The 14,593-nt window shown below is 62.2% G+C and carries 13 protein-coding genes; 6 read left to right on the plus strand and 7 right to left on the minus strand.

The features are described from left to right. Positions 1–15: 15 nt before the first annotated feature. From AC4FWB_RS11680 to AC4FWB_RS11695, 4 genes are all read right to left on the minus strand, one after another. The gene (locus tag AC4FWB_RS11680) at positions 16–1,113 is read right to left on the minus strand and encodes an ABC transporter ATP-binding protein (protein WP_491026141.1); all 1,098 of its coding nucleotides are present in this window, start codon (positions 1,111–1,113) and stop codon (positions 16–18) included. Between the two features lie 12 nt (positions 1,114–1,125). Beyond that, entirely contained in the window at positions 1,126–2,016 is an 891-nt protein-coding gene (locus AC4FWB_RS11685; protein WP_491026142.1) for a carbohydrate ABC transporter permease, read from the minus strand. After that, positions 2,013–2,972, minus strand: coding sequence for a carbohydrate ABC transporter permease (locus AC4FWB_RS11690; protein ID WP_491026143.1), 960 nt, complete (start codon positions 2,970–2,972; stop codon positions 2,013–2,015). Before AC4FWB_RS11690 ends, AC4FWB_RS11685 begins: the two co-directional genes overlap by 4 nt. A gap of 77 nt (positions 2,973–3,049) precedes the next feature. Beyond that, positions 3,050–4,531: an ABC transporter substrate-binding protein gene (locus tag AC4FWB_RS11695; RefSeq protein WP_491026144.1), complete on the minus strand. Its 1,482-nt coding sequence runs from the start codon at positions 4,529–4,531 to the stop codon at positions 3,050–3,052. 210 nt (positions 4,532–4,741) lie between these two features. Here AC4FWB_RS11695 and AC4FWB_RS11700 point away from each other — a divergent pair, with 210 nt between their 5' ends. The 4 genes from AC4FWB_RS11700 to AC4FWB_RS11715 all read left to right on the plus strand — a co-directional run bounded on the left by AC4FWB_RS11700 (position 4,742) and on the right by AC4FWB_RS11715 (position 9,300). Then, positions 4,742–5,452 carry a GntR family transcriptional regulator gene (locus tag AC4FWB_RS11700; RefSeq protein ID WP_491026145.1) on the plus strand — a complete coding sequence of 237 codons (711 nt, stop codon included), beginning with the start codon at positions 4,742–4,744 and terminating at the stop codon, positions 5,450–5,452. Between the two features lie 49 nt (positions 5,453–5,501). After that, positions 5,502–6,668, plus strand: coding sequence for a mandelate racemase/muconate lactonizing enzyme family protein (locus AC4FWB_RS11705; protein ID WP_491026146.1), 1,167 nt, complete (start codon positions 5,502–5,504; stop codon positions 6,666–6,668). Positions 6,669–6,731: 63 nt separating this feature from the next. Continuing rightward, positions 6,732–8,090, plus strand: a complete 1,359-nt coding sequence (locus AC4FWB_RS11710; protein WP_491026147.1) for a mandelate racemase/muconate lactonizing enzyme family protein — start codon at positions 6,732–6,734, stop codon at positions 8,088–8,090. A 10-nt stretch (positions 8,091–8,100) separates the two neighbouring features. Then, on the plus strand, positions 8,101–9,300 hold the full coding sequence (locus AC4FWB_RS11715) for a mandelate racemase/muconate lactonizing enzyme family protein (protein WP_491026148.1): 1,200 nt from the start codon (positions 8,101–8,103) through the stop codon (positions 9,298–9,300). 118 nt (positions 9,301–9,418) lie between these two features. Here AC4FWB_RS11715 and AC4FWB_RS11720 read toward each other — a convergent pair whose 3' ends face one another. The 3 genes from AC4FWB_RS11720 to AC4FWB_RS11730 are packed head-to-tail and all read right to left on the minus strand — an operon-like array spanning position 9,419 to position 12,976. Continuing rightward, the gene (locus AC4FWB_RS11720) at positions 9,419–10,234 is read right to left on the minus strand and encodes an alpha/beta hydrolase (protein ID WP_491026149.1); all 816 of its coding nucleotides are present in this window, start codon (positions 10,232–10,234) and stop codon (positions 9,419–9,421) included. Positions 10,235–10,242: 8 nt separating this feature from the next. Next, the gene (locus AC4FWB_RS11725; protein ID WP_491026150.1) at positions 10,243–11,730 is read right to left on the minus strand and encodes an NAD-dependent succinate-semialdehyde dehydrogenase; all 1,488 of its coding nucleotides are present in this window, start codon (positions 11,728–11,730) and stop codon (positions 10,243–10,245) included. A gap of 19 nt (positions 11,731–11,749) precedes the next feature. Further along, positions 11,750–12,976, minus strand: a complete 1,227-nt coding sequence (locus tag AC4FWB_RS11730) for an iron-containing alcohol dehydrogenase (protein ID WP_491026151.1) — start codon at positions 12,974–12,976, stop codon at positions 11,750–11,752. Positions 12,977–13,222: 246 nt separating this feature from the next. Between AC4FWB_RS11730 and AC4FWB_RS11735 the strand changes: the two genes are divergently transcribed. Further along, entirely contained in the window at positions 13,223–13,921 is a 699-nt protein-coding gene (locus AC4FWB_RS11735) for a GntR family transcriptional regulator (protein WP_491026152.1), read from the plus strand. A 44-nt stretch (positions 13,922–13,965) separates the two neighbouring features. Further along, a complete protein-coding gene (locus tag AC4FWB_RS11740; RefSeq protein WP_491026153.1) occupies positions 13,966–14,559 on the plus strand; it encodes a DJ-1/PfpI family protein in 594 nt (197 codons plus the stop codon). Positions 14,560–14,593: the final 34 nt, after the last annotated feature.

Raw genomic sequence — 14,593 nt, forward strand, 5'->3', positions numbered from 1 at the left:
TCTCAGTTTGCCCAGTCAGTTTGCCTTGAGGGCCATTTCCGTTTCGCCGTCGAACAGGTGCATGCGCTCCTGGTCGAACTCGAGCCAGATCTGCTCGTCAGGTGTGACGGCGATGTTGGGGGACACGCTGATGTTGACGATGGCGCCTGAGAGGAACGCTTGCACGAAGGTGACGTCTCCGGTTGGTTCCACCGTATAGGCTTTGGCCGGAATGGCGCCGGGGACGGCGCTCTTGTGCAGCTTGATCGTCGAATGCCGCGCACCGAGCACGACCTTCTTGGTGGTCGCTCCCTGGACTTTGCGCGCGTTGAGTTGCGACAGCTTGAGGCTCCAGCCTTCCGCGCTCGTCAGAGCGGTGTCGCCGTTTGCCGTCGATGCCTCCAGCGGGATGAGGCTCATCGCCGGACTGCCTACGAAGCTTGCGACGAACATGTTCACGGGATGGGCGAAAACTTGCGCCGGCGAATCGTATTGCTGCAGGAAGCCGCCATTCATCACAGCCATTCTGTCCGCCATGGTCACGGCCTCGAGCTGGTCGTGCGTCACATAGATGATCGTCGCCTTCAGGTCCTGATGGAACCGTTTGATTTCGGACCGCATCTGAACGCGCAGCTTTGCGTCGAGATTGGAGAGCGGCTCGTCCATCAGGAATACCGCCGGATCTCGAACGAGGGCGCGGCCCAAGGCCACGCGCTGCTGTTGCCCGCCCGAAAGTTCGCGCGGCTTGCGCTCGAGCAGCTGCGTCATGTCGAGCACGCGCGCCGCTTCCCTGACCTTCTTGTCGATCTCGTCCTTGGGCAGTTTGCGCATCTGCAGCGGGAACGCGAGATTCATATAGACCGACTTTTGCGGATAGAGCGCGTAGTTCTGGAACACCATTGCGATGTCCCGGTCCTTAGGGTCGAGGTCGTTGACCACCCGGTCGCCGATGACGATGTCGCCCGATGTGATCGAGGTCAGACCGGCGACGAGATTGAGCGTGGTTGTCTTGCCGCAGCCTGAAGGGCCGACCAGCGCAACGAATTCGCCGTCATTGACCGTCAGCGAAACGTCGTTGACGGCTTTGAAGCCGCCATAGGTCTTGACGAGATCTTTGAGGACCACGTGGGCCATCGGCAGCAACTCCTAGTGTTTGACCGCGCCTTCTGTAAGGGCGCGTACGAAATATCGTTGCAGGACGAGGAACAGCACCACGACGGGCACGCTCATCATGAAGCTGGCCGCCATCAGGCCCGGAAAGTCCGTCGTATTTTCCGAGAAGAAGCGCTGGATGCCGACCGGTAGAGTCAATTGTTCGTTCTTGGAGAGGAAGGTGTAGGCATAGATGTACTCGTTCCAGGCGCCGATGAAGGAATAGATCGCGGTGGCGATGATCCCCGGCGTCGAGAGCGGCATGACGATCAGAATGAAGGCCTGGAACCGCGTCGCTCCGTCGATGCGCGCCGCCTGCTCGAGCTGCACCGGGATGTTGTCGTAAAAACCCTTGAGCAACCAGATCGCCAGCGGCAGGCCGAAGGTGAGGTAGGTGAGGATAAGCGAGCCATGCGTGTTCACCAGCCCGAGCGCGCGCATCAGGATGAAGAGCGGCACGAGAAAGATCACCGCCGGGAACATGTTGCGCAGCAACACGGCGAAGAACAGGAAGTTCCGGCCCGGGAAGGTGAAGCGCGAAAACGCGTAGGCCGCAGGGACGGCCACGACCACCGAAAGGATCGTCGTGGCGGTGGAGACGAAAAGACTGTTCCAGAAGAAGCGGAGGAAGTCCTGGCCGACGCTGTTCTGCGGATCGAGCAGCTTCTGGTAGCTGGCAAGGGTAGGCTCGTCAGGCCACCATTGCGGCGGGAATTGCATCGCCGCGAAGCCGGACTTGATCGAGGTGAGCAGCATCCAGATCATCGGCAGCGCGGTGTAAAGCAGCATGAACACCAGGAAGATGCGCCCGCCCCAGCGCCATCCGTCGACGCGCATGCGGCGACGGGTCCGGCCTCGAGAGGCTGTCTCGGCAATCGTGCTCATGCGCTCCCTTCTTTCCGCTCGTTGCCGCTCAGCGCACGGACGTAGAAGTAGCCGAGCGTCATCAGGGTGAGGAACAGAAGCACCGAATAGGCCGCTGCCACTCCCCAGCGCTGCCGGCCGAAGGCGAGCTCATAAATGTGGGTGATCCAGATATGCGATGCGTTCGACGGCCCGCCGCCGGTCATGATCCAGGGGATGATGAAGGAATTGAAGTTGGCCACCGCCAGCAGCAGGATCGTGACCGTCGAGACGTTTCTCAGGTGTGGGAAAGTGACGTGCCAGAAGCGCTGCCATGCATTGGCCCCGTCGACTTTCGCGGCGCGCAGCAACTGGTCGGGGACCGTCTGCAGGCCGGCCATCATCATGATCATGGCAAACGGAAACTCGCGCCAGATATTGACGACGATCAGGGACGGCAGCACCGTGCTGACGCTGTCGATGAAATTCGGCGGCTGGTCGGCCAGTCCGAGGCCGACCAGCACCGCGCCGATGATCCCAAAGTCCGAATGGTAGATCCACTTCCAGATGTAGGAGGCGGCGACCGCGCTGATGACCCAGGGAATGATCAGGATAGCGCGCAGGACACCGCGGCCGACGAACTCGCGATGGAGTGCCAGCGCTGCGGCAAAACCCAGGACAAAGGAGATGAAAGTGGATCCCAGCGTCCAGACGAGAGTGTTCCAGGTGACCTTCCAGAACACCTGACTGGTGAGAATGGCCTTGTAGTTGTCGAGGCCGATGAAGGTCTTGTCGCGGAGCTGCAGGCCAGGCGGCGTGTTGAAGAACGACAACTCGATCGTGTAGTATATCGGATAGGCGATGACGATCAGCATCACGGCGATCGCAGGGAGCACATACGCGTAATCCGCGCGGTGCTCCCAGATCTTCCGCAGCACGTCCGACCTACCGGGTTGCAATCTTCGGCGAGCCTCGGCCTTGCCGGTCACGATCGTCACTTTCGCCTGCCCTTATTCTTCGGAACGAACCGGCCGCACTCTCGGCGCGGCCGGTGTGATCGCAGCTCAGGCTCCGGTTAGAGTCCGCCGCCCATCAGGTCCTTTACCTTCTTGGCCGCGTCGTCCGCCGCCTGGTCGACGGTCATCGCTCCGGTCAGGGCATTCTGCAGCATGTCCGGGACGATGATGTTCATGATCTCGGGGGACTGCGGCAGCGCCGGGAACGGAATGCCGTATGGCAGCATCGAGGTCGTGACATCGAGGAACTTGATGCTGTCCAGACGTTCCTTCATCCATTTGGTCTTGAAGCCGTTAAGGTTGCCCGGGTTCGAGCCGGCATAGGCCATCTTCAGCGACCATTCGGGGCTCGTCCACATGCAGATGATGGCCTTTGCGGCCGGCTCGTCCACCTTGCCGCCCTCGACATATTCGGGCTTCAGGATGTGAATGTTCGAGCCGCCGAACACCACTGCGCGCTTGCCGTCGGGGCCAGTCGGAATCAGGCCGTAACGCATGTTGTCGATGACGGTCTGGGCCTTGTCCTTGTCGGTGCCTATCGCCTTCTTCTGCAGGTCGAGCATGACGTTGTAGTCGGACGGGTGCGAGATCATCATGCCGAGCTGGCCGGCGAGGAACAGGGGCTGGTTATCGGCCTGCTGGTTCGTGAGTGCGGAGACCGGAACCGACTTGTCGCGAACATACATGTCGTAGGAGGCTTGCAGCGCCGCCTTGCTCTGCGGGCTATCGAGCTCGATCTGCTTGTAGGTGGGGTTCGCGGTGGCTTCGTCGAAGACGCCGCCGCCATAGGCCCACAGCTGCGGCATGAAGCGGTACGGCGTATTGCCGGCATTCTTGCGGGCCACGAGGCCGTAGCCGGCAATGCCGAGCTTGTCGTGGATCTGCTTGGAATATTTGACGACGTCGTCCCAGGTTGCCGGAGCCTTGTCCGGATCGAGGCCTGCGCGCTTGAAGATGTCGGCGTTCCAGATGAACGCCATCGTCTCATTGTTGGTCGGAATGCCGTAGGTCACCCCGTCCCAGGTCACCGCCTTCATGGCGCCGGGCCAGAAATCCTCGGTCGAATAGCCTACATCCTCGGGTTTGAGCGGCTGCAGATAGCCCTTTGAGGCGAACTCGGTGCCGCCCAGGATCTGCAGGCGGACCGCCATCGGCGCGGCATTGCCCAGCAGCGCCGTGCGGAACTTGTCGAGAAGGTCGTTGTAGGTGAGGGCTTGTTCCTCGAGCTGGATGTTCGGGTAGGTCTTGCGGAAGGTCTCGAAGAAATCCTTGTAATACTGGCGCAGGAGATCGGGGTCGCCCTCGAACACGCCCTGATACCAGAAAGTCAGTCGCCCCTTGTAGTCGAGCGGGGTGACCTTGGCGCAATCGGCCGCCGTGTCAAAATCCTGCGTGCCCGCAATCGAGCGCACATATTCCGGCGACCACTTGCTCAGGTCGACCGGGGGCGCAGCCAGCGCCGAGGCCGACATCAATGATGCCATTAAAGCCGTGGAGACAGTGCCGCGCAGGACGGCACCGCCGAGTATAATCCTCCTCATAGGTCTCCTCCAGGTTCTCTCCCATGCCGCTCTGCGTCGAGGCAAGCGGTCCTTGCTCGTTCGATCGCGGGACCGGTTCTGTGTATCCCTTCGACCACTTTGTACGTTTTCAGATCACAGATTGCCTGTCAACGAGCAGAATCGTACATTGTTTTATCAAAGCCGAGCGTGATATAGGGTAGGGTGTGTATTGACTTGGGGGAACTGGCCTTGGCCGAAACGAGCGATTTTAAAGCGGAGCCTCCCGCGGGGATTGACCCTATTGGGGCCACCAGCGAGGGCGCCTCGCTTTATGAACTGATCAGGGAAGACATCATCGAAGGACGGCTCGCCGCCAACGAACGGCTTGTGGTCGCCGATCTCGCCCGGCGTCACGGCACCTCGACCAACCCCGTGCGCGAGGCCCTGCAATTGTTGCGCGGGGAGGGCTTTGTCATATTCAGCCCCAATCGCGGGGCGCGCGTGCGACCCATAGATCAGGAATTTGTCCGGGATATCTACGAGATCGGCGTTCTGATCGAACCGGCCCTGACGCGATGGTTCGTGAATATGGCGACCGCCGAGGACATCGCCGAACTCGAACGTATCCAAGGCCTGATCGAAGAGAACAACTTCGCCGACACATTCAGGCACAGCGAGCTTGATACCGCCTTCCATACCTTGATGTACCAGCGGCACTATAACCGTCATGCCGCCGAGCTTTGGTGGAAGCATCGCGAAGTGCTGCGAGCCGTCAGCCGGCGCTTCAATTTCACGCTCGCGCGACGTGCCGCGATCATTCGCGAGCACCGCGAGCTCATCGCGCTCGTGAAGGCGGGAGATGCCGACAAGGCGGCCGAGCTCGTCGCTCGCCATGTCGAGGGATCCGGCCGGCACGTTCTCGAACAGATGCGTGCGCGCAGCGCCGCTCGGGCCGGATAGGACATCCGGTCCGTCGTTACCTTGTTGATTTCAGATAAAGGTAGTTGAGATGAAAATAACGAGCATCCGGCCGTGGCTGATCAAGTCCGATGCTTCTTATTGGGGAGAGTACCTGTTCGTCGAAGTGACGACCGACGAGGGGGTGAGTGGCTGGGGAGAGATCACCACCACGACAAGGCTCGCCAACCGCGCGCTCTGCACGATCCTGCGGCAGATCGGTGCCGCCGTGACAGGCGAGGATCCGGCGCGTATCGAGCATCTCTGGCACAAGGTTTTCCGCAGCTTCACCTACATGGGCAGCCGCGGCGCCGCCGTCGAATGCGTGAGCGCCATCGACATAGCCCTCTGGGACATCCGGGGCAAAGTCCTCGGCAAGCCGATCTACGAGCTGCTGGGCGGGCCGGTACGCGATGAAATCGCGCTCTATACCCATCCCAACCAGGCCAAATTCACCAGCAAGGAGGCGGTGGTCCGCGAAATTCGAGACATCGTCGAGTCCGGACATACCGGGCTCAAGTTCGATCCTTTTCCCCACCAGGGTCCCAGCGTCGATGGCCTGCCCCGCGAAAGGCGGGACGGCTACCTCGACGGCGGCATGACCCGCAAGGACGAGCGCGAAGCCGCCGAACTGACGGCTCTGATCCGCGAAACGGCGGGGCCCGATGTCGACATCCTCATCGATGCGCATGGCCGCTTCGACGTTCCCACCGCCATTCGCCTCTGTCGCAGCCTCGAGGAAGCTGGCCAGATCGACTGGTTTGAGGAGCCTTGCCCGCCCGAGAGCCTCAACGCCCTCAAGCAGGTGCGCGAGAAGGTCAGCGCCGCCATCTCGTGGGGCGAGCGCGGCCACACGAAGTGGGATTTCGTGCCGGTGCTCGAGAACAAGCTCGCCGACTACATCATGCCTGACGTCACCTGGACCGGTGGCATTACCGAGCTCAAGAAGATTTCCGCCCTATGCGAAGCCTATTACATCCCGGTCTCGCCGCATGACGCCGCGGGACCGATCAATGTGGTTGCGGGAGCGCAGGTGATGATGACGGTTCCCAACTTCTACAAGCTCGAAACGTCCGAGTGGAACCTGGGCAAATACGATCACCTCATCGACAGACCGCTCGACGTCTCGAACGGCAGCCTCAAGCTGACGTCGAAGCCAGGTCTCGGTGTCGAGATTAACCGCGACTACCTCCAGGCCCACGAGATTGAGCTGGCCTAGCAACGCCCTGTGCCGGCCCAACGCGCGGGCGACAAACTCTGCCGACGATAACGAGGACAAGTCATGCCAAAGACGGATGGGGTCGACGAGGCCCTCAATCGGGTGAACACGAATTCCAAGCCGTCCGACCTTCGCATCACCGACATGCGGGTAGCCGAAATCGTCGGCGCGCCGTTCACCTCGGCGCTGCTCAAGATCTACACCAACCAGGGCATCGTCGGGCTTGGCGAGGTGCGTGACGGCGCCAGCGCCACCTATGCGTTGATGCTGAAGAGCCGGCTATTGGGCGAAAATCCCTGCGATGTCGACCGCCTGTTCCGCCGCATCAAGCAGTTTGGCGGTCATGGCCGGCAGGGCGGCGGCGTGTCGGCCGTCGAGATCGCGCTCTGGGATCTCGCCGGCAAGGCCTATGACGTCCCCATCTACCAGATGCTGGGCGGCAAGTTTCGCGATCATGTGCGCGTCTATTGCGATACCGATGCGGAAAAGCCGAGCGGCACCGAAACCGGCAAGCGCCTCAAGGCGCGTATGGACCGCGGGTTCACCTTCTTGAAGATGGACCTGGGCTTGATGCAGATCGCCCACGTCCCGGGCGCGGTGGTCGCGCCCGCCGGCGTGCTCGAAGGATTTCACGGCAATCAGCGCGGCCGCGGCAGCTCGTTAGAGGAGCGCAAGGCCCGCAACCTCGCCTATGACGCGCAGAACGTGCAGCACCCGTTCACAGGTCTGCATTTCACCGAGAAGGGCATCGACCTGCTCGAGCAGTATATCCACGAGGTTCGCGAGGTCATCGGCTACGAGACGCCTTTAGCCATCGACCATGTCGGCCACATCTCACTGCAGGACGGCATCCGCCTCTCGCGCCGCATCGAGAAATACGTCCCTGCCTGGCTCGAGGACGTAGTTCCCTGGCAGTACACCGAGCAATATCGACAGCTGCAGCAGGCGACCTCGGTGCCGATCTGCACCGGCGAGGACATCTATCTCAAGGAGGGTTTTGAGCCTCTGCTCAAGAGCGGTGGCCTCTCCATTGTCCACCCGGACCTCCTCACCAGCGGGGGCATCCTCGAGACCAAGAAGATCGGCGACATGGCGCAGGACCACGGCGTCGCCATGGCTATCCACATGGCAGAAAGCCCGATCGCGGCAATGGCCGCGGCACATGTCGCGACCGCCACCGAGAACTTCATGGCGCTCGAATACCACTCCGTCGATGTCGACTGGTGGGACGACATCGTCACCGGCCTTCCCAAGCCGCTCGTGAAGGACGGCTTCATCACCGTTCCGGACAAGCCCGGCCTGGGGATCGACGACGTCGTCGACGAGGTGATCTCGCAGCATCTGCAGCCGGGCGTCACCGGCATCTGGCAGCCCACGGATCGCTGGAACGACGAGTATTCCTGGGATCGCACCTGGAGCTGAGGCGAAGAAGATGAAGATCACCGACCTCCGCTGCGCCGTCATCGGCAAGCACCCCATCGTCCGCATCGTGACCGACGAAGGCCTCTATGGTCTTGGCGAAGTCGAGTTCACCAAGACCTACCTCAAGCCTTGGGTGCTGCATTTCCGCGAGGCGCTGATCGGCGAGGACCCGACCGACGTCGAGCGGGTGATGCTCAAGATCCGCCAACGCGGCTCTTTCAAGCCCTATGGCGCGGCGGTCAGCGCCATCGAGCATGCGCTGTGGGACATTGCCGGCAAGGCCGCAGGCGTGCCGGCCTACAAGCTGCTCGGCGGCAAGGTGCGCGACAAGGTGCGCGTCTACAACGGCTCGATCCGCCGGAAACGCACCGGCGACCGGCCGGAGGACTACGCCGCCGACGTCAAATGGATGATGGAGCAGCCGCAGAACTTCTTCATGATCAAGCAGGGAATCTCATTCCACTCCAACATGAAGGACACTGTCGAGGACTTCCATTACGGCGTGACGCAGAAGAAGGCCGGCTATCACGGCGCCATGGATCAGGGCGTGATCAGCGAGCGCGGTTTCAACCATATGCTCGACTGCGTGATCGCGATGAAGGAAGTGCTGGGCGACAAGGTCAGCCTGGCGCTCGACTGCGGCCCGGGCTGGATGCTGCCCGATGCGATCAAGTTCGCCCGCGCGGTCGAGAAGTACAATTTGATGTGGCTCGAGGACATGCTGACCGGCGACTATGTGCCGTGGGTCAATCCGCAGGCCTATCGGGAGCTGACCACCTCCACCTCGACGCCGATCCATACCGGCGAGCAGATCTACCTGCGGCACAATTTCAAGGAGCTGATCGAGACGCAGGCGGTGCGTGTCATCGGCCCCGATCCTGCCGACATTGGCGGCATTGCCGAGCTCAAATGGGTCGCCGAGCACGCCTACATGCACTCGATCCTGATGGCGCCGCACGGCACCGCGAACGGCCTGCTCGGCCTCGGCGCGCTGATCAATGTCTGCGCCACCTTGCCCGCCAACTACATCGCCTTCGAATACCCGAGCGCCTCCGACCCCTGGTGGGAGGACCTCGTCATCGGCCTGCCGCAGCAGATCGTGAAGGACAGCATGGTGGACCTGCTGGAAGCGCCCGGGCTAGGCCTCGATATCGACGCCGAAGCGGCCAGGAAATATCTCAGGGAAGAGGATGCGGGCTTCTTCGACTGAACCACTTATGACCCTCAGATGCTGGTGAGGCATCGCAGCAGAAGCGCCATTCCAGGCAATTGATTGCGAGTCCGCCCCGAAGCGCCGGGCTTCTGGCGAATCTCGGCAGGCCGACCTTTCAAATGGTCAATAGGCGGGCCAAGGATGCCGCAGCCTCCGTACCAGCCAAGCCGAGGTCGCGGACGCTGCTCATGTGATTGGCTCCTGCAAGGCTGGTGCGTGAAACGGTCAGTCCTTGCTTCTCCAGATGCTCGGTGAAGGCTGCAGCCTGGCTATGGAAGGGCGGAGTCTCATCGGCTCCAATTAAGATCTCGACGGCCACGGATCGATCGAAACGTTGGTCGATCGGCGAAAACCGACCTGCCTCATCATCGGTGATCGAGATCTCACCGGCGAGGAAGGAGGTTTGCAGGGGTCTCAGGTCGTAAAGCCCTCCAAGCAGCATGGCAGCTTTTATGCCTGACGGCCGGCTGCCGTCGTTGAGGAGCATGGTTGCGAGATGCGCCCCGGCCGAGTGACCGCTGACCGTGAGCAGCCCGGAATCGCCGCCGTAATTTGCAATTTGCTCGCCCACCCACTTTCTGGCGCGGCGCACCTGATCGACGATCGTGGCCATCCTCACCGCAGGCATCAGCGCATAGTCGACGATGACCGCGATCGCTCCCGCATTCGTGACAGTCTCGGCGACATAGGAATAGTCGCGCTTGGAGAACATGCGCCAGTAGCCGCCGTGAATGAACATGTGCACCGGCAATCGGTCGCGTCTGCCTTCCGGGAAAAACAGGTCCGCGGTTTCGGCGGGGTCCGGCCCATAGGCGACATCGGGGACCATTGGGATTCTTGCCCTGGTCTCCGCGCTTCTGCGGACAATCTCGGCGACGATGTCGTCGAACTCGACAACATGATCACGAATGCGGAACGGATCTTTCGGCATCTGTCTGCTCACATCGTCACGGCGATGTACTTCGCCTCTATGAACTCGGCAATGCCGTGCTTCTGTCCGCCTTCGCGCCCAAGTCCGCTCTGCTTGACGCCACCGAACGGCGCCGCAGGGTCCGACATCAGGCCGCGATTGAGCGCGATCATGCCGGATTCGATCTTCGATGCCACGCGCATCCCCTTTGCCAGGTCGCGTGTGTAGATGTAGGCGGCGAGGCCGTATTCGGTATCGTTCGCCTTTGCGACCACTTCCGCCTCTTGTTCGAAGCGGCTGATCGGCGCCACCGGGCCGAAAATCTCCTCATGCGCCATCGCCGCGTCAGCCGGCACGTTCCTGAGCACCGTTGGCGGGTAGAAATAACCTCTGGCCTCGGATACGGCGCCACCGCACAGGATTTTCGCGCCGCGGGCAACGGCGTCCTGGACGAGGCGGTCGATCTTGTCGACCGCCTTCCTGGTGATCATTGGGCCGCATTCGGTTTCCCAATCCGTGCCGGGGCCGACATTGAGCGCGGCCATGCGTTTGGCCAGCCCTTCCGCGAAAGCGTCATGGATGCCAGCCTGCGCGTAGAGCCGATTGGCCGCCGTGCAGGCTTCGCCGGCATTGCGCATCTTGGCGACCATCGCGCCGTCGAGGGCTGCTTCCAGATCGGCATCGTCGAAGACGATGAACGGCGCGTTGCCGCCAAGTTCCATCGAACAGGAGATGACGTGTTTTGCCGCCTCGGCAAGAAGGACCCGGCCGACGCCGGTGGAGCCGGTGAACGAGAGCTTCCGCACACGCGCGTCGGCCAGCATGGCCGCCGTCACCGGGCCGGGGTTCGAGGTGGTGATGACGTTGACGACGCCGGGCGGCACGCCGGCCTCTTCGTAGAGCGCTGCAAGTGCATAGGCGGTCAGCGGCGTCTCGCTGGCGGGCTTCAGGATCACGGTGCAGCCGGCTGCAAGCGCCGGCGCGATTTTGCGGGTCGCCATGGCTGCCGGGAAATTCCAGGGCGTTATCAGAACGCAAATGCCGATGGGCTGGTAGTCGACGACGATCCGGTTTGCGCCCGACGGCGCAAGGCCGAACTCGCCGCTGATACGAACCGCTTCCTCCGCGTTCCAGCGGAAGAACTCCGCCGCATAGGCGACTTCGCCGCGCGCGTCGCGCAGGGCCTTGCCGTTCTCCAGGGAAATCAGCGCGGCCAACGTCTCCGCCCTTTCGGTCATCAGCTCGAAGCAGCGCCGCAGGATTTCGGATCGCTTGCGCGGTGGGGTCTCGCGCCAGCCCGGCGCTGCCTGGGCGGCCGCATCGACCGCGGCAGCAGCGTCAGCAAGCGTGGCATCGGGAACCGCCGCGATCACGGCTTCGGTCGAAGGGTCGACCACTTCGATGACGCGGCCGTCCGATGAGGGCCGCCATTTGCCGCCGATATAGAGCCCGTGGGAGAACGTGGTGTAGTCGGACACGTCAGGATCCAGGTCGAATAGTTCCGGGGAGATGTTCATTGGGTGCGTGCTCCATCCTTCACATGGCGCTGGCAGCCATGTCGCCCTCATAGGCAGCCCTGACCAGCCGCCGCATCGCCGCAATGTCGAACGGGCGGGAATTGTTCTTGATCAGCCGGTCGATGCCGAGCGCCTGCTCGGCCGTCCAGTCGATCTTGTCCTCGGGAAGGCCGAGTTCGGCCAGCGTCCGGGTGATGCCTATGGCGTTGAACAGCCTGGCAACTTCGCCGATCGCCGCGTCTGCCAGTCCATCGGCGTTGCCGTGTTGATGAGGCAAGCCGAGAGCTGCGCCGACCTCGGCGATTTCCGCAGCTGCGCTGGAAAGGTTGTAGCGCATCACATAGGGAAGCATCGTTGCGACGCCCAGCCCGTGCGGCGTGTGGGTCAGTGCGCCGACCGGATATTGTACGGCGTGTGCAGCGGCGGTTCCCGCCGTGCCGAAGGCGCAGCCGGCAGCCAGCGCCCCCATCATGACATCGGCGCGTGCGTTTTCGTTCGATCCGTCACGATAGGCTGTTTCGAGGCTGCGGCCCAAAAGTCTGATCGCCAGCAGCGCGAAATGATCGGTCAGCGCGCTCTTGCCGATGAAGACATGTCTTTGCGGCAGATCGGCATCGGCGCCGCGTTTTGCGGCGGTGAAGGCTTCGATCGCATGCGTCAGCGCGTCGGCGCCGGCGATGGCGGTCAGGGAGGGCGGGCAGGTCGCCGTAAGGTCCGGATCGCATAGCGCTACCGCGGCAATCAGGTGGGGGCTGGAGATGCCGACCTTGAGCGTCCGCTCCGGATCGGAGATCACGGCGACGGGGGTCACTTCGGAGCCGGTGCCGGCCGTGGTCGGCACTGCAATCACGGGGAGGGTCGGACCCGGCACCTTGAACTCACCATAATAGTCCTGGAGCTCGCCGCCATGGCTGAGCAGAAGCGCGGCGCATTTGGCCATGTCGAGGCAACTGCCGCCGCCGATGCCGATCACCATGTCCGGCTTGAAATCCTTCGCCCCCGCAATGCAGCCGCCCACGCTGTCGCGGGGAACGTCAGGCAAGGTCTGGTCGTAGACGAGTGTGTCAACGTGGGCAGCCTCCAATCCGGCGAGGATTTCAGCGAACTCGGGCGTCTTCGAGAGACGCTCATCGGTGCAGATGAATGCGCGCTTGCCATATCGCGCGGCAATGGCAGGCAAGGCATGGCGCTGGCCTTTACCGAACAGGATTTCGCGCGGCAGGCGCGCGGCGGCAAACAGGGTCATGGGACTGATGCCTTCGAAACAGATTGATGACTAGGCTGTCGAGTTCGTTGCAGGGCCATTTGGTGACACCTGCCTGGTGACAAGGGGCTGGCCTTCGGGTCAGGTTTCAGCTGAGTCCGTCGAGGCCAGTCAGGTCCAGAAGGGTTCTAGCCCATTCGTTTATATCCTCTATTAAATCGTATATGATATAGTATTGAATTGGCCGAAGCATCGTGGTAGGGCTTGCTCCTGTCAAGAGGCAATACGATGCAAAATCCCGACCTGACGGTTGACAATGAAGGCCGCACGAGCGGCCGCATCCAGCGGGCCAACAGTCTGGCCGGGGATGTCTATGAAGCAATCTTCGCGCAATTGATGTCGCTGAGGATCGCTCCGGGATCGCGGATCACCGTCGACAATCTGGTCAAGGAATTCAACGTTTCTCACACGCCTATCCGCGAAGCGCTCGGCCGGCTGGAAGGCGAGGGGCTGGTGGTGAAGACCCACCTGATCGGCTATCGCGCTGCCCCGCAAATCACGCGGCGCCGGTTCGACGAGCTTTACGAGCTGCGCCTTCTGCTCGAGCCCGCCGCCGCGGCCAAGGCCACGGCAACGCTGGATGAGGAGCGTCTTGCAATCCTGCGGGAGGCGGCCGGCGTCATGGCCCGGCGGGTGGGAAAGGACGAGCGCCTGCGCTATTCGAATTTTGCGCGGCAGGATGCGATCTTCCACGACAAGATCATGGAGTTCGCACAGAACGAGCTGATCCGCGAGACGCTGAACCACCAGCACACGCACTTCCACATCTTCCGCCTGATGTATCATTCGCGCGTCACCGAGGAAGCGCTGAACGAGCACGAGGCTATTCTCACCGCCTTCGCCGCGGGCGATGCGGGCGCAGCCAAGAAGGCGATGCGCGTGCACATCGAAAATTCGCGGGACAGGCTCCTGCCCGCCTTCGAGTAGGCGCGTCCCGCGCCTTGCCACCTCCAAATCGAAAAGGACAAGCCATGCCAGCCAAGAAGATACTGATGCTGACCGGTGAATTCACCGAGGAATATGAAATCTTTGTCTATCAGCAGGCCATGGAGGCGGTCGGCCACACGGTCCATGTCGTTTGCCCCGACAAGAAGGCCGGCGACCTGATCAAGACCTCGCTGCACGACTTCGAGGGCGACCAGACCTACACCGAGAAGCTCGGTCACTACGCGCTGATCAACAAGACGTTCGCGGATGCGGAGAAGCAGCTCGATCAGTACGACGCGGTCTATTGCGCCGGCGGCCGCGGACCGGAATACATCCGCACCGACAAGCGCGTTCAGGCGATGGTGCGCCATTTCCACGAAGCCAAGAAGCCGATCTTCACGATCTGCCACGGCGTGCAGATCCTGATCGCGGTCGATGGCGTTGTGCGCGGCAAAAAGGTCGGGGCGCTGGCGGCCTGCGAGCCGGAAGTGACGCTTGCGGGCGGCACCTATATCGACCTGTCGCCAACCGAGGCGTATGTCGACGGCACAATGGTTTCGGCCAAGGGCTGGACCGCTCTGGCAGCCTTCATCCGGGAATGCCTGAAGGTGCTCGGCACGGAAATCCGGCACGGCTAGCGAAAGGCGGCGGGGTACTTGAAGCAGGGGCGCG

This window comes from Mesorhizobium sp. LEGMi-168a (assembly GCF_058312955.1).

What these genes read in the sequence shown, in the direction of transcription:
- AC4FWB_RS11680 (WP_491026141.1), bottom strand. Translation starts at nt 1,113, where the DNA reads ATGGCCCACGTGGTCCTCAAAGATCTCGTCAAGACCTATGGCGGCTTC.
- AC4FWB_RS11685 (WP_491026142.1), bottom strand. Translation starts at nt 2,016, where the DNA reads ATGAGCACGATTGCCGAGACAGCCTCTCGAGGCCGGACCCGTCGCCGC.
- AC4FWB_RS11695 (WP_491026144.1), bottom strand. Translation starts at nt 4,531, where the DNA reads ATGAGGAGGATTATACTCGGCGGTGCCGTCCTGCGCGGCACTGTCTCC.
- AC4FWB_RS11705 (WP_491026146.1), top strand. Translation starts at nt 5,502, where the DNA reads ATGAAAATAACGAGCATCCGGCCGTGGCTGATCAAGTCCGATGCTTCT.
- AC4FWB_RS11710 (WP_491026147.1), top strand. Translation starts at nt 6,732, where the DNA reads ATGCCAAAGACGGATGGGGTCGACGAGGCCCTCAATCGGGTGAACACG.
- AC4FWB_RS11715 (WP_491026148.1), top strand. Translation starts at nt 8,101, where the DNA reads ATGAAGATCACCGACCTCCGCTGCGCCGTCATCGGCAAGCACCCCATC.
- AC4FWB_RS11720 (WP_491026149.1), bottom strand. Translation starts at nt 10,234, where the DNA reads ATGCCGAAAGATCCGTTCCGCATTCGTGATCATGTTGTCGAGTTCGAC.
- AC4FWB_RS11725 (WP_491026150.1), bottom strand. Translation starts at nt 11,730, where the DNA reads ATGAACATCTCCCCGGAACTATTCGACCTGGATCCTGACGTGTCCGAC.
- AC4FWB_RS11730 (WP_491026151.1), bottom strand. Translation starts at nt 12,976, where the DNA reads ATGACCCTGTTTGCCGCCGCGCGCCTGCCGCGCGAAATCCTGTTCGGT.
- AC4FWB_RS11735 (WP_491026152.1), top strand. Translation starts at nt 13,223, where the DNA reads ATGCAAAATCCCGACCTGACGGTTGACAATGAAGGCCGCACGAGCGGC.
- AC4FWB_RS11740 (WP_491026153.1), top strand. Translation starts at nt 13,966, where the DNA reads ATGCCAGCCAAGAAGATACTGATGCTGACCGGTGAATTCACCGAGGAA.